Source organism: Mesorhizobium sp. ArgA1 (assembly GCF_053714375.1).
The window spans coordinates 155,807-170,136 of record NZ_JBSKBQ010000004.1; the positions used below are offsets into that span (position 1 = coordinate 155,807).

Consider the following 14,330-nt stretch of genomic DNA (forward strand, 5'->3'; position numbering starts at 1 on the left):
TGTTTGGTGGAGCCAATCGGAATCGAACCGACGACCTCTTGAATGCCATTCAAGCGCTCTCCCAACTGAGCTATGGCCCCACTCCGGCAGTCAGCCGGCGCCGTTGCCGGCGTAGAGGTCCGGCGCGGTTTTCAACACCGCGCCGTTTAGTGCAGGCGGCTTCTAACCCCGCCTTCCCTGAATATCAAGCCTGCAAGAACCGCTTTTTCGTCACAGCTCAAGAAAGGCTGCGGGCACCAGGCCCGCGGCCGATCAGACCTCGTCGTCGTCGTCGCCGACGCCGATCATATCGGCGACGTCGTCGTCTTCTTCCTCTTCGTCGGCAAGGAAAGTATCGTCCTCGTCGTCGCCGAGGTCGACATCGTCCTCGTCATCGCCCAGATCGGGAAGGTCGTCGCTTCCGCCCTTGGCATCGTCGTCGGCCTCTTCAAGCGAGACGACTTCAACGCCTTCTTCTTCCTCGGCGTCTACTTCCTTCTCGGCCACTTCCTCTTCCTCTTCGATGGCGGCAATCTTGCCTTCCTCGAAATAGGAACGCGGATAGGTCTTGCCCGTATAGGGCGAGACGATCGGGTCCTTGTTCAGGTCGTAGAATTTTCGACCCGTCTCAGGGTCGACACGCTTTGTGCCAAGTTCGTTTTTTGCCACGGCAAGCCTCGTCAATAAAAGAGTGGTCCCCATAACCAGAGTTTACCGCGCTGTCAAAGCGAAAAGCCGGCGTCACAAAACCAAGTCCTGAAAGGCCTCGCGCCAAGTGACGACCATGGGGATGACCATTTGTGCCCGCCGTGATACGAGACCGCCGCAACAAATGAAAAGCGCCGGTGCGCCGGCATTCCGTCCAGGGAAATTCCATGTCTCACGCCGCCGCTGCCAAGCCGGCCACCGCCCGCAAATCCCCAGCCCTTTCCGGCACCGCCCGCGTGCCGGGCGACAAGTCGATTTCACACCGCTCCATGATGTTCGGCGGCCTGGCCTCCGGCGAAACCCGTGTCACCGGCCTGCTGGAAGGCGAGGATGTGATGCGCACGGCCGCGGCTATGAAGGCGATGGGCGCGCATATCGAGAAGCGCGGCGCCGAATGGGTGATCCGCGGCACCGGCAATGGCGCGCTGCTGCAGCCGGAAGGCCCGCTCGACTTCGGCAATGCCGGCACCGGCTCGCGCCTCACCATGGGCCTTGTCGGCACTTACGACATGGAAACGACCTTCATCGGCGACGCTTCGCTGTCGGGACGGCCGATGGGCCGCGTGCTCGAACCCTTGCGCCAGATGGGCGTGCAGGTGCTGAAGGCAACGCCCGGTGACCGCATGCCGATCACGCTGCATGGGCCGAAGCACGCAGCACCCATCACTTACCGCGTGCCGATGGCCTCGGCGCAGGTCAAGTCAGCCGTGCTGCTCGCCGGCCTCAACACGCCGGGCATCACCACGGTGATCGAACCGGTGATGACGCGCGATCACACCGAAAAGATGCTCAAGGGTTTCGGCGCCAATCTGTCGGTCGAGACCGACGAGCGCGGCGTGCGCCACATCTTCATCGAGGGCCAGGGCAAGCTGACAGGACAGATCATCGCGGTGCCCGGCGACCCGTCCTCGGCCGGCTTCCCGCTGGTCGCGGCACTGATCGTGCCGGGCTCCGACATTGTCATAGAGAACGTGCTGATGAACCCGACCCGCACGGGCCTGCTTTTGACACTGCAGGAGATGGGCGGCCAGATCGACATCTTGAACCCGCGCAATGCCGGCGGCGAGGACGTCGCCGATCTGCGCGTGCGTCATTCCGACCTCAAGGGCGTCATCGTGCCGCCGGAGCGGGCGCCGTCGATGATCGACGAATATCCGGTGCTGGCTGTTGCCGCCAGCTTCGCCGAGGGCGAGACGCTGATGCAGGGCCTGGAAGAGCTGCGGGTGAAGGAATCCGACCGGCTGGCGGCGGTCGCCACCGGACTTAAGCTCAACGGCGTCGACTGCACCGAGGGCGAGGCTTCGCTTGCGGTGCGCGGCAAGCCCGGCGGCAGGGGCCTAGGTGGCCATCCCAACGGCCAGGACACGACCGTGCAGACCCATCTCGACCACCGTATCGCCATGAGCTTTCTGGTCATGGGACTGGCGACGGAAAAGCCGGTGACCATTGACGATCAGGCGATGATCGCGACGAGTTTTCCGGAGTTCATGGGGCTGATGAAGGGACTGGGCGCGGAGATTGATGTCTAACGCTGAACGCGGTCCGGGCTGGATAAGACGGGCTGACGGCAAGATATTCTACCGAATGAGTCGGTGGTCACCGACCTATGTCGTGAGCCAGGAGGAATTCGACCGCCTCCGATCGCTTACGAACTCGGAATGGACCCTAGCCTGGTCAACAATCATAATTCCCGCAGCTGCGTTCTTTGCGTGGTGGCAAGGCCTCACAGCCGTAAACGTATTTATTTATTGCATCATCGGCTATTGCATTGTGAATTTGGCAGTAAGCGTGGTTTATTGGCGCCGTCGCCGCCAAACCTTGCGTGGCTCCATTCTCACGAAAGAGCGCCTCGTTTTTCTCTCGCCGTCGGACGTCACTTCAAGGGCGTTGTCTGGCTTGAGCATCTGGCAAAAACGACGCCATCTGGTGGTCAATCTATGCATAGTTGTTGGCTGTATAATTTCCCTTTCGCAGAGCCTTTTGGGTTACTCGTTGGGTTCCGTTAGACCCATTCATCCTATCGCCGCTGCACTCGGCCTCTTGATATTCGTTCCCACCATGTACTTGCTGATCAGTCATATGTGGTTTGGTCGGTTTACAGAAAAATCCAATGTAGAGGACGATCGTGAGTAAGATTGGCGAGGCCAAGACTTTCACCATCGCCATCGACGGTCCCGCCGGCGCCGGCAAAGGCACGCTGGCCCGCCGGCTGGCCGACCACTACCGCCTCAACCTCCTCGACACTGGGCTCACCTATCGCGCCGTCGCCCATGCACTGCTTCAAGTCGGACTGCCGCTCGACAATGTCTCAGCCGCCGAGACCGCCGCGCGCCAGGTCGATCTGGCAAAGCTCGACCGGGCGGTTCTCTCGGCGCATGCGGTCGGCGAAGCGGCGTCGAAGGTCGCGATTTACCCGACGGTACGGCGCATCCTGGTCGAAAAGCAGCGCGATTTCGCAAAAACGCCGCCCGGCGCGGTGCTCGACGGGCGCGATATCGGCACCGTGGTGTGTCCCGACGCCGACATTAAGCTCTATGTGACGGCGAGCGCCGAGGTGCGGGCGCGGCGACGGTTGGCCGAGATCGAGAGCATCGGCGGCAGTGCCAACTTCGCCGAAATCCTCGCCGATATCGTGCGCCGTGACGAACGCGACATGGGCCGCGCCGACTCGCCGCTGAAGCCGGCGGCGGACGCGCACTTGCTTGATACCTCCGAAATGGCTATAGAGGCCGCGTTTCTGGCGGCCAAAACGATCATCGACGACGCCTTGGCCAAAAGAGATAAAGCCTGATTGAAGGTTTTCGCCGCGTTTTCCGTTGCCGGAAGCGAAGAAAATACCCATATCGGGCACGAACCAGCCTGCCAGCATTCTTCATGCGCCGGAATTGCCGCCTAGGCGGCCCAGGGCTTTTGTAGCCCGGAACGCCGGCAGGCCAACGCAACGCTAACCCACGGCGCCCGTCCCGCTTAAGATGCGGGGCACTCCAGGAGAAAATATGTCAGCTGCAAATCCCACTCGCGACGATTTCGCGAGCCTGCTCGAAGAATCATTTACCACCGGTCACTCCGGCGAAGGTCAGGTCGTCAAGGGCACGATCCTGGCGATCGAAAAAGACATGGCCATCATCGACGTCGGCCTCAAGGTCGAAGGTCGCGTGCCGCTGAAGGAATTCGGCGTCAAGGGCAAGGACTCGACACTCAAGGTCGGCGACACTGTCGAGGTCATGGTCGAGCGCATCGAGAACGCACTGGGCGAGGCCGTCCTGTCGCGCGACAAGGCCCGCCGCGAAGAGAGCTGGGTCAAGCTCGAAGAGAAGTTCACCAAGGGTGAGCGCGTCGAAGGCGTCATCTTCAACCAGGTCAAGGGCGGCTTCACCGTCGACCTCGACGGCGCCGTGGCCTTCCTGCCGCGCAGCCAGGTCGATATCCGCCCGATCCGCGACGTCTCCCCGCTGATGCACAACCCGCAGCCCTTCGAGATCCTCAAGATGGATCGCCGCCGCGGCAACATCGTTGTGTCGCGTCGCACCGTGCTCGAGGAAAGCCGCGCCGAACAGCGTTCGGAAATCGTGCAGAACCTCGAGGAAGGCCAGGTTGTCGAAGGCGTCGTCAAGAACATCACCGATTACGGTGCGTTCGTCGACCTCGGCGGCATCGACGGCCTGCTGCATGTCACCGACATGGCCTGGCGCCGCGTCAACCATCCGACTGAAATCCTCAACATCGGTCAGACGGTCAAGGTGCAGATCATCCGCATCAACCAGGAAACCCACCGCATCTCGCTCGGCATGAAGCAGCTCGAGTCGGATCCGTGGTCCGAGATCGGCACCAAGTTCCCGATCGGCAAGAAGATCAAGGGCACCGTCACCAACATCACCGACTACGGCGCGTTCGTCGAGCTGGAGCCGGGCATCGAAGGCCTCATCCACGTTTCGGAAATGTCGTGGACCAAGAAGAACGTGCACCCCGGCAAGATCCTGTCGACGACGCAGGAAGTCGACGTGGTGGTGCTCGAGGTCGATCCGGCCAAGCGCCGCATCTCGCTCGGCCTCAAGCAGACGCTCGAGAATCCGTGGCAGGCTTTCGCCTCGAGCCATCCGGTCGGAAGCCAGGTCGAGGGCGAAGTCAAGAACAAGACCGAGTTCGGCCTGTTCATCGGCCTCGAAGGCGACGTGGACGGCATGGTGCACCTGTCCGACCTCGACTGGACCCGTCCGGGCGAGCAGGTCATCGAAGAGTACAATCGCGGCGATATGGTCAAGGCGCAGGTGCTCGACGTCGACATCGACAAGGAGCGCATCTCGCTCGGCATCAAGCAGCTGGCCAAGGATACGGTCGGCGAAGCGGCGACTTCAGGCGAACTGCGCAAGAACGCGGTCGTCACCTGCGAAGTCATCGGCGTCAAGGATGGCGGTCTGGAAGTGCGGCTGGTCGACAGCGGCATCGAGACCTTCATCAAGCGTTCCGACCTCAGCCGTGACCGCGACGAGCAGCGCCCCGAGCGCTTCACCGTCGGCCAGAAGGTCGACGCTCGCGTCATCGCCTTCGACAAGAAGACCCGCAAGCTGCAGGTCTCGATCAAGGCGCTGGAAATCGCCGAAGAGAAGGAAGCAGTCGCTCAGTACGGCTCGACCGACTCCGGCGCTTCGCTGGGCGACATCCTGGGCGCCGCGCTGAAGAAGCAGGGCAGCTAAGTTTTGGCTGCCTGCCGCGCCTCGCGCGCGGCCTGAAACAAGAAACCCGCGGGCCGCAAGGCTCGCGGGTTTTTCATTTCGCGGCACTGGCACAAGACAAGGACCGTGCAATCCCTTCAACTCCGCACTCCTGGCAATAGGGTGATGAGCATGAAGGTCGTCGAACTCTATCGTTATCCGGTCAAGAGCCTGCGCGGCCATGCCGTGCCGAGCGCCGACATCGAGACCATGGGCATGGAAGGCGACCGCCGCTGGATGGTCGTCGACAAGGACGGACAGTTCCTCACCATTCGCCAGATACCTGATATGACGACGATCGACGTCGAGCATCGCGGCGCGGGCATCCTGTTGAAACAGGACAGGCATGGTTCGCACGCCGTCGAGGTTCCAGGCCCGGGTGCTGCACTCCGTCAGGTCAAGATCTGGAAGGATATGGTTGCCGCGCGGTCGTGTGATCCAGCCGCCGGCGCTTATCTCTCCACGATTCTTGGCCGGCCCGTCGATCTGGTCTATTTCGACGATCCGCAAAACCGGCCGGTCGACCCTGAATTCGGCGAGCCTGGAGATTACGTCGGCTTTGCCGACGGTTTTCCGCTGCTGGTGGCCACGACGGGCTCGCTGGAGCATCTGAACAGCCATCTGGCCAGGCCCATCGAGATGGCGCGGTTTCGCCCCAACATCGTCATCGACGCGGAAGGCGCTTGGCCCGAAGACAGCTGGAAGACGATCCGCATCGGCGCTGTCGAGCTGCGCATCGCCAAGCCCTGCTCGCGCTGTGTCATCACCACCCGCGACCCGCACAGCGGCGAGCAGCCGGACCCGCGCGAGCCGTTGCAGACGCTGGGCAAACTCCACCGCTCCGCCAAGGGTGGCATCATCTTCGGTCAGAACGCGATACCGAACAACGCCGGTACAATCTCGATCGGCGACGCAGTCGAGGTCGTGGAGGCGGGCGTCTCGAACCTGACATAGTCGCAGGTTCTTCTGATGCTGTAGAAGCGTTGGCGGCCGCCATACTCGCCAGGTCGCAGAAGACCGCTATTGGATGCCAGACGGTTCGGAGGCCCTATGACCCGCATCGGTTTTGTCGCAGCATTCCTGCTGGCCGGCACAGTGGCAGCGGCGGCGGCATTGCCGCCCTACTGGCAGCGCAAGGCCGAGATCGACGCCATCACCGACAGCCGCGATGTTGCCCGCAGGCTGGAAAATCATGGCCCCATCGACGTGATCGAGCATATCGGAAACGACCACTACCGGGTGGTCGGCGGCGGCTGCACGCTCGATGTGTTTATCGTCGATGACGCGAGCGCGGAACCGATGCCGGGCCCGCGCAAGTTCAAGCTGCAGATAGGCAAGCTCGTCTGCAAATGAGCCGCCCCGCGGCCGCCCCTCAGGCGCGGCCGTAAAGCGGCACCAGCGTGCCGCTCATCGCCAGATTGGCCGGCGATGCCAGATAGGCGATGGCTTCAGCGGCTGCTTCCAGGCTGACCCATTTGGTGACGTCGGCATCCGGCATGTCGGCACGGTTGGCGGGCGTATCGAGCGTCGAAGGAGCGACAGCATTGACCAGAATGCCCTTGTGCTTCAGCTCCTCCGCGATTGCCACCGTCATCGCCGCCACCGCGGCTTTGCTGGCGGCATAGGCGACCATGCCGGAACCGCGGCGCGGGTCGAGCCCGGCGCGCGCCGTGACATTGACGATGCGGCCGGCCGTAGCCGAGCCAAGCATCGAGCGCACCGCGGCGCGGCAGCACAGGAAGGTAGTGCGGGCGTTGGTGTCCATCATTTCGGCAAAGGATGCGGATTCGATCTTTTCCACAGGTGCTGCGGCAAAGCCGCCGGCCAGATGGATGGAGGCCCACAGATCCGGAACGCTGGCGTAGAAAGCATCGACCTTGGCGGGATCGGCAAGATCGACATTGTGCGCCAGCCGGACGCGCTCATCCGACACGAAGGGAAAATGCGAGGGGGCCGACGCGTGAGCATTGGGCACATGGCAGATCGCGCCGTCGGCCAATAGTTTGCCGACGACCGCTGCGCCGAGTGCCCCGGTGCCGCCGGTCACCACGATATGCTTTCCCTGAAGTGTTTCCGTCATCCTCGACGCTCCTGTCGTTTTTTATGATTATGTCTGTCGTTATGCCGCGCCGACGCAGAGCGTCGCCCCTTTCGCGCGATCACTCAACCGCCATCTCGACATGGCAGTATTGCGTCTTTGCATCGCTCGAAGGAGCCGACCGTCCCCTTTGACTGGCGCATGGACATTCGGCGCGTGGTCAAGCCTCAGTTGATAGTGATTTCGATGACGTGAGGCAGGCCAGTTGCGCGGGCGCGTTTGAGCGCATCGGCGAGATCAGCAGTACCGGCAAGCCGTTCGGCTGATATGCCGTAGGCCTCGGCCAGCTTGCAGAAATCCGGCGGCGCCGGCGACACGCCGACCGGTTCGACGCCGACATCGAGCATCGATGTCTCGATCTCGCGATAGCCTCTGTTGTTCCAGACGACGAAGATGACCGGCGCCGGTGCATCGAGCGCAACCGCGATCTCCGGTAAGGTGAACTGGAAGCCACCGTCGCCGGTCAGGCAAACCACCGGCACGCCTGGCATGGCAAGCGCCGCGCCCATCGCCGCCGGCGGCCCGTAGCCGAGTGCGCCGAAGCCAGTGGCGGCGTTGAACCAGCCGCCCGCCCGGTCGTGGTCGTAATACAGATTGGCGGCGTAGATCGGCTGCGTGGAATCACCGACGATGATGGCGCCCGGCAAGGCGTCGCGGATCGCTTCCACCGCATGCACCTGCGCGGCATAGGCCGGGCTCAATTCCGCAAAAGCCGCCTTTCGCGCCGCGTCGGCACGCGTTTCGCCGCCCTTCGCCGCCGCATGATCGGGGCCGAGCGCGGCAAGCAGTGCATGCAGCGCCTCCGCACAATCGGCCTGGATGGCGACGCTCACCGGGCGGCGGGCAAGCTGGTCGGCGCCGATATCGATGCGGATCAGGTTGGCCGGCAGCACGAAACCGCCATCACTGTAACCGTCATAGTCGGTCGGGCCGAACTCGGTACCGGCCGCGATGACCAGATCGGCGTCGGCCATCAGCGCACGCACCGCCTTCAGGCTGGGGCTGGCGGGCACGCAAAGCGGATGCGCGTGCAGCAGGCCGCGCGCATTGGCGGTCTGGACGACGGGTGCGCCGAGCCGCTCGGCCAGGCGCTGCAATGGCTCATCGGAGCGCTTGGCGCCGCCGCCAGCCAGGATCAGCGGCCGGCGCGCCGCTGCGATCAGCCTGGTGGCGTCGGCAACGGCCACGCCATCCGGCGCCGGCGGCGTCGCATTGGTGAGCATGGCAGCGATGCCGTCGGCCGGTTTGACCATGACATCGGTCGGGATTTCGATATGCACGGGCCCCGGCCGCGCGGAGGAAAACAGCGCAAACGCCTGCGCCAAAGCGCCGGGCAATTCGCTGGCCTCGGTGACGCGCTGCGAAAACAGCGCCACCTTTTCCATCATGCCGCGCTGGTCCGGCAGCTCGTGCAGGAAGCCCAGCCCCTTGCCCAGCGTCGGCATCGCGTTGACGCCCGAAATCACCAGCATCGGCACGGAATCGGCGCGTGCCTGGCCCATGGCGGTGATGGTGTTGGTCAGCCCCGGTCCGGTGATGACGAAGGCGACGCCCGGCCTGCCAGAGGCACGGGCATAGCCGTCGGCCATGAAGCCGGCGCCCTGTTCGTGGCGCGGCGTGATGTGGCGAATCTTCGAGCGCGCAAGCCCACGGTAGAGCTCGACCGTGTGGACACCCGGAATGCCGAAGACGGTGTCGACGCCATGCGCTTCGAGGAGTGAGATCAGCGCTTCGCCGATGGTGGTCATAGGCCTTCTCCCTTTTGCGGCGCGAGGCCGAGCTCGGCCTCTATGGCTTTGACGCCGATCGCCGCCAATTCGCCAGGCGAGAACATCTCTGCGGCCAGACAGCCTTCTATCCAGAGCCCGTCGAGGATGGCGTTGATCGCGATGGCGTGGCGGCGGAGTTCATTTGCCTCCGGCTTGCGCCGTTCGGCGGCAAGCACTTCGGCCACGACCGCTTCCACCTCGTTGCGAAAGCCAAGGTAGCCTTCGCGATGGGCGCGAGCCAGGCTCGGATCCGCGCCGGCGCGGCCGATGAAGGTTGCCCAGAGCGAAAACACCCGCGCGTCGATGATCGGCGCGTTGAGGTTGGCGGTGACGAAGGCCGCAAGGCGCTGGCGCGGCGAGGCGTTTTCCATGAGCAATGCCGCCTTCGCCTGCTCGGTCATGCGGCCCATCAGCGCCGCGTAGGCTTCCTGCAGCAATTCTTCCTTGCCGGGGAAATAGTGCCGGATCAGCCCGGCGGTGACGCCGGCGCGCAAGGCGATGGTGCGCACGCTGGCGCCCTCCAGGCCATGTTCGGCCACGCTGTCCAGGGTCGCGTCGATCAAATCCTGCCGCCGCCGCTCCTCGCCCTCGCGGCGGAACTTGCGGCGCTCATTCATTGGCGCAGGATGGGCCGCGTCAGGCATGTCGGCCCGCCTTCGCAGGCGATGCAGAGCGCGTCCGCCTCGAAGATTTCAACCGTGCAGCCGGCGGCTTCCATCGCGGCCTTGGTCCTGGGAAAGCCTGCGACGGCAATGACCTTGTGCGGGCTGGTCGGCAGCACGTTCAGGCTGAGGCCGTTGGACGCGGCGAACTCCTGCGGGTCGCCTTCGACCAGCCGGATGCCGCGCGCCTTCAGCATCTGATAGAACGGGGCCGGCAAAAGCGGTGAATAGACCAGCGCAAGATCGTCGGCCAGCGGGCTGATCACAGACATCAGATGCAGGCACGCCTCCTCGCCCTGCCACAGTGGCAGATCGAAGCCGTAGACGGAGATGCCCAGCGGCGTCAGCAGGTTGGAGACCTGCTGGATGCCTTCCTGATTGGAGCGCACACCGCGCCCGATCACCAGCGTGCGGGCATCCAGCCATACGCAATCACCGCCCTCGACCTGGCCGGGAGCCTCGACGCGGCCGAGGATCGGAATGCCGAGGCGTGTGTAGGTTTCCTCGTGCAGCGAAGGCTCGCTGGCGCGCAACGGCTTGCCCATGGACAGGATCAGCGCGCCGCGGTCGGTCATCAGCGACGGATCGTGGGTGAACACCGAATCCGATAGGCCGTCGGCCCTGTCCTCGATCCATTCGATTTCGGCGCCGGAAGCCGCTACCAGCTCGGCAAGGATCGCGTGCTGCGAGGCGGCTTTCGCCGGGTCGAACCCGGGGCCATAGTGCCAGGAGGCTCTGTCGGCATCGCGCATGGCGTTGGCCGCCGACCGCATCAGCACACGCCGCAACGGCGCCGCCATGGACTGTGATCCGAAAGCGCTCATCAGTGCCCTTTTCAAGGTGAAAAAAATCGGGAAAATTTCATCGAAAGCTATTTATACACTTGCACAATAAGGCCGCAAGTGCCGTAATGAGCGGGATTGACGGGCTCGCGCTGTTGGGTCCATGCTGAAGTCTGGAGTGGGCATTACAGCGTATGTTGATTAGCCGGATAGACGTTCGACGATCTACGGTCGACCCTGTGGTAGAGGTCACCCGGTGAGCGCGGTGGGAGCCGCCGCAGTCCAATCCGGCAAGGCGCAGAATAGCGCCGCCGAAGCCATCCATGTCGAGAACCTGCATAAGAAATTCGGCCAGCTGCATGTGCTGAAGGGCGTTTCGCTGTCGGCGCGCGACGGCGAGGTGATTGCCATCATCGGCGGCTCGGGCTCCGGCAAATCGACGCTGCTGCGCTGCATCAACTGCCTGGAAAATCCGACCAGCGGCATCATCCGCGTCAATGGCGAAGAGATCAAACTCAAAGCTGACAGCCATGGCCACACCGTGCCCGCCGACCGCCGGCAGATCGAGCGCATCCGCTCCAAGCTCGGCATGGTGTTCCAGAACTTCAACCTGTGGAGCCACATGACGCTGATCGAGAACGTCATCGAGGTTCCGGTGCATGTGCTGGGCGTCAAGCGCGACGTGGCGATAAGGGAAGCCGAAAAGCTTCTGGCGCGGGTCGGCCTCGCCGAAAAGCGCGACGTCTATCCGGCCTATCTCTCCGGCGGCCAGCAGCAGCGCGCGGCGATCGCCCGTGCCTTGGCCATCAATCCGCGCGTCATGCTGTTCGACGAGCCGACCTCGGCGCTCGACCCGGAACTGGTCGGCGAGGTGCTGAAGGTGATCGGCGACCTGGCGCGCGAGGGGCGCACCATGGTCCTGGTCACGCATGAAATGAAGTTCGCCCGCGAGGTCGCGACCCATGTCGTCTACCTCTACAACGGGCTGGTCGAGGAAGAGGGGCCGCCGGAGCAGATCTTCGGCGCACCGAAATCCGAAAGGCTGAAGCAGTTCATCCGCAACATCGGCTAGGAAAGCCGGGACGGAAGAAAACCGGGAACCAACAACAAACTGGGAGTCGTGAAAATGAAGACTGTTCTGAAAACATTCGCCGCAGCGCTGCTGCTCGGCGTCGCCGCCATGGGCGTGGCCAAGGCTGATCCGGTCAAGATCGGCGTCGCCGCCGAGCCTTATCCGCCTTTCACCTCGCCCGACGCTTCGGGCAAATGGGTCGGCTGGGAAATCGACTTCATCGACGCCGTCTGCGCCGAGGAGAAGCTCGACTGCGTCATCACTCCTGTCGCCTGGGACGGCATCATCCCGGCGCTGACGACCAAGAAGATCGACCTCATCGTCTCCTCGATGTCGATCACCGCCGAACGCGAGAAGACGATCGACTTCTCGGACAAGTACTATAACACGCCGACCGCCATCATCGGCCCGAAGGACCAGAAATTCGGCGCCACGCCGGACGACCTCAAGGGCAAGGTGGTCGGCGTCCAGGTATCGACCGTGCATGCGGTCTACGCCAAGAAGCACTTCACCGGCGCACAGGAAATCAAGGAATACCAGACGCAGGACGAAGCCAACAACGATCTGGCCGCCGGCCGCCTCGATGCGGTACAGGCCGACTCCATCGCGCTCGGCGAGTTCCTGAAGTCGGACCAGGGCAAGGCCTGCTGCGACCTGAAGGGCATGGTGGCTCCCGACGATGAAGTGCTCGGGCCGGGCGTCGGCGCCGGCGTGCGCAAGGAAGACACCGAGCTGAAGGACAAGATCAACGCCGGTATCAAGGCGATCCGCGCCAACGGCAAATATGACGAGATCTCGAAGAAGTACTTCGATTTCGACATTTATGGTGGCGGCGGCGCGCAGTCGAACTGACGATCCTCGCATGAGCTTGGGAGGCATGGCGCCAGCGCCATGCTTCCCTGCCAGATCTTTCCCAGACATGCTTGCCGCCGGCGCTGCCGTCGGCGGTTAGAGTCAGCAATCCGGGGGCGACGCTGATCGACGCACTTCTTTCGGCCTCCGCGGCCGGCATCATCGAACTTCTCTCGCCCAACCCGCCGGGCTGGGGCGGAACTCTTTTGCTGGGACTGCTCCATTCGATCGAGATCGCGCTGGGCGCCACGTGCCTCGGTCTCCTGATCGGCACCGGCGGCGCCTTTGGCAAGCTCTATGGCGGCCCGGTCGTGCGCGACCTGCTCGCCGTCTACACAACCGTGGTGCGCGCCGTGCCCGAACTGGTCCTGATCCTGCTGCTCTATTACGCCGGGACGGACCTGATCAACCAGGCGCTGACCGCAATGGGCTATCAGCGCGTCGACATCAGCGGCCTTGCCGCAGGCATTGCCGTGCTCGGCTTTGTTCAGGGCGCATATTCAACGGAAGTGATCCGCGGTGCGATCCTGGCCATTCCGCAGGGCCAGATCGAAGCTGGCCGTGCCTATGGCATGTCACCCGGCCTGATGCTGCGGCGCATAACGCTGCCGGCGATGCTGCCCTTCGCCATACCGGGCCTCGCCAATCTGTGGCTGATCGCCACGAAGGACACCGCCCTTCTGGCGGTCGTCGGTTTCTACGAACTGGCGCTGGCGACGCGGCAGGCCGCGGGCGTCACCAAAGCCTATTTCACCTTCTTCGTCGCCGCAGGCGTGCTCTATCTCATCCTTTCGCTGGTTTCGAACCTGCTCATCGGCCGCCTTGAGGCTTGGTCGCGGCGCGGCATGCCTTCGCTCAAGGATGCGCGCTGATGGCCGGAGAAGCGACCATCATCAACGTTGCCGCGCGGACGTCGCTATGGCTGCAGCCACACCGTATCGTGCTGATCCTGATCGCCCTGGCGCTGGTGCTCGGGGCCATCTTCTTCATGCGCTGGGACTGGCTGCCGCAATATTATGAAATGGGACTGCTTGGCATCTGGCGCTCGCTGTGGATCCTGGCCGTCACTTGCTTTCTCGGCTTCCTGCTTGCCGTGCCGCTCGGGCTGGCGCAGGCCGCGGGCCCTTTCTGGCTCTCCGCTCCCGCCAAGACATTCTGCACCGTCATCCGCGGCACGCCGCTGCTGATCCAGCTGTGGCTGCTCTATTACGGGCTGGGCTCGCTGTTTCCGCAATATCCGTGGATCCGCGAATCCTGGATGTGGCCCTATCTCAGACAGGCCTGGCCCTATGGCGTGCTGGCGTTGACCTTGTCCTTCGCCGGTTACGAGGGCGAAGTGATGCGCGGCGCCTTTGCCGGCGTGCCCAAGGGGCAGCTTGAGGCAGCCCGCGCTTTCGGCATGAGCCGCTGGAAGACTTTCCGCCGCATCTGGTTACCGCAAGCCATCTACCGGGCGCTGCCGACGCTGACCGGCGAAACCGTGCTGCAATTGAAGTCGACGCCGCTGGTGGCGACGATCAGCGTCATCGACATATTCGCCGTCTCGTCCAAGGTTCGGCAGGACACCTACCTGACCTACGAGCCCTTGCTGCTCCTGGCGCTGATCTACATGATCATCACCGGCATTCTGGTATTTGCCTTCAGCAAGATCGAGGCACGGATTCCGAACAAGATTGGGTAGTGAAGTAGTGAATGG

At 63.4% G+C, this 14,330-nt stretch carries 14 protein-coding genes and 1 tRNA gene; 9 read left to right on the plus strand and 6 right to left on the minus strand.

Going from position 1 to position 14,330, the window contains the following annotated elements:
- Positions 1 to 4: 4 nt before the first annotated feature.
- Both ACWGTI_RS12900 and ACWGTI_RS12905 read right to left on the minus strand, forming a co-directional pair.
- Positions 5 to 80, minus strand: a tRNA-Ala gene (locus tag ACWGTI_RS12900).
- A gap of 172 nt (positions 81 to 252) precedes the next feature.
- Positions 253 to 648 carry a TIGR02300 family protein gene (locus ACWGTI_RS12905; RefSeq protein ID WP_142867911.1) on the minus strand — a complete coding sequence of 132 codons (396 nt, stop codon included), beginning with the start codon at positions 646 to 648 and terminating at the stop codon, positions 253 to 255.
- Between the two features lie 206 nt (positions 649 to 854).
- Between ACWGTI_RS12905 and aroA the strand changes: the two genes are divergently transcribed.
- The 5 genes from aroA (at position 855) to ACWGTI_RS12930 (ending at position 6,752) form a co-directional block, all read left to right on the plus strand.
- A complete protein-coding gene (gene aroA, locus ACWGTI_RS12910; RefSeq protein WP_454587459.1) occupies positions 855 to 2,216 on the plus strand; it encodes a 3-phosphoshikimate 1-carboxyvinyltransferase in 1,362 nt (453 codons plus the stop codon).
- 605 nt (positions 2,217 to 2,821) lie between these two features.
- Positions 2,822 to 3,478 carry a (d)CMP kinase gene (cmk, locus tag ACWGTI_RS12915; protein WP_454587697.1) on the plus strand — a complete coding sequence of 219 codons (657 nt, stop codon included), beginning with the start codon at positions 2,822 to 2,824 and terminating at the stop codon, positions 3,476 to 3,478.
- Positions 3,479 to 3,683: 205 nt separating this feature from the next.
- A complete protein-coding gene (rpsA, locus tag ACWGTI_RS12920; RefSeq protein WP_112563700.1) occupies positions 3,684 to 5,381 on the plus strand; it encodes a 30S ribosomal protein S1 in 1,698 nt (565 codons plus the stop codon).
- A 150-nt stretch (positions 5,382 to 5,531) separates the two neighbouring features.
- Positions 5,532 to 6,353 carry an MOSC domain-containing protein gene (locus ACWGTI_RS12925; protein WP_454587460.1) on the plus strand — a complete coding sequence of 274 codons (822 nt, stop codon included), beginning with the start codon at positions 5,532 to 5,534 and terminating at the stop codon, positions 6,351 to 6,353.
- Between the two features lie 96 nt (positions 6,354 to 6,449).
- Positions 6,450 to 6,752: a hypothetical protein gene (locus ACWGTI_RS12930; RefSeq protein WP_454587461.1), complete on the plus strand. Its 303-nt coding sequence runs from the start codon at positions 6,450 to 6,452 to the stop codon at positions 6,750 to 6,752.
- A gap of 19 nt (positions 6,753 to 6,771) precedes the next feature.
- Here the strand turns inward: ACWGTI_RS12930 and ACWGTI_RS12935 are convergent, their stop codons facing one another.
- The 4 genes from ACWGTI_RS12935 to ACWGTI_RS12950 all read right to left on the minus strand — a co-directional run bounded on the left by ACWGTI_RS12935 (position 6,772) and on the right by ACWGTI_RS12950 (position 10,752).
- Complete coding sequence (locus ACWGTI_RS12935; RefSeq protein ID WP_454587462.1) at positions 6,772 to 7,479, minus strand: SDR family NAD(P)-dependent oxidoreductase; 708 nt, start codon at positions 7,477 to 7,479, stop codon at positions 6,772 to 6,774.
- Between the two features lie 185 nt (positions 7,480 to 7,664).
- On the minus strand, positions 7,665 to 9,245 hold the full coding sequence (locus ACWGTI_RS12940; RefSeq protein WP_454587463.1) for a 5-guanidino-2-oxopentanoate decarboxylase: 1,581 nt from the start codon (positions 9,243 to 9,245) through the stop codon (positions 7,665 to 7,667).
- A complete protein-coding gene (locus ACWGTI_RS12945; RefSeq protein ID WP_454587464.1) occupies positions 9,242 to 9,910 on the minus strand; it encodes a TetR family transcriptional regulator C-terminal domain-containing protein in 669 nt (222 codons plus the stop codon). Before ACWGTI_RS12945 ends, ACWGTI_RS12940 begins: the two co-directional genes overlap by 4 nt.
- The gene (locus ACWGTI_RS12950) at positions 9,880 to 10,752 is read right to left on the minus strand and encodes a dimethylarginine dimethylaminohydrolase family protein (RefSeq protein WP_454587465.1); all 873 of its coding nucleotides are present in this window, start codon (positions 10,750 to 10,752) and stop codon (positions 9,880 to 9,882) included. Before ACWGTI_RS12950 ends, ACWGTI_RS12945 begins: the two co-directional genes overlap by 31 nt.
- A 214-nt stretch (positions 10,753 to 10,966) precedes the next feature.
- Between ACWGTI_RS12950 and ACWGTI_RS12955 the strand changes: the two genes are divergently transcribed.
- The 4 genes from ACWGTI_RS12955 (at position 10,967) to ACWGTI_RS12970 (ending at position 14,315) form a co-directional block, all read left to right on the plus strand.
- Entirely contained in the window at positions 10,967 to 11,782 is an 816-nt protein-coding gene (locus ACWGTI_RS12955; protein WP_454587466.1) for an ABC transporter ATP-binding protein, read from the plus strand.
- A gap of 54 nt (positions 11,783 to 11,836) precedes the next feature.
- Positions 11,837 to 12,634, plus strand: a complete 798-nt coding sequence (locus ACWGTI_RS12960; protein ID WP_454587467.1) for a transporter substrate-binding domain-containing protein — start codon at positions 11,837 to 11,839, stop codon at positions 12,632 to 12,634.
- Between the two features lie 158 nt (positions 12,635 to 12,792).
- Entirely contained in the window at positions 12,793 to 13,506 is a 714-nt protein-coding gene (locus tag ACWGTI_RS12965; RefSeq protein WP_454587698.1) for an ABC transporter permease, read from the plus strand.
- Complete coding sequence (locus tag ACWGTI_RS12970; protein ID WP_454587468.1) at positions 13,506 to 14,315, plus strand: ABC transporter permease; 810 nt, start codon at positions 13,506 to 13,508, stop codon at positions 14,313 to 14,315. Before ACWGTI_RS12965 ends, ACWGTI_RS12970 begins: the two co-directional genes overlap by 1 nt.
- The last annotated feature ends 15 nt before the right edge of the window (positions 14,316 to 14,330 follow it).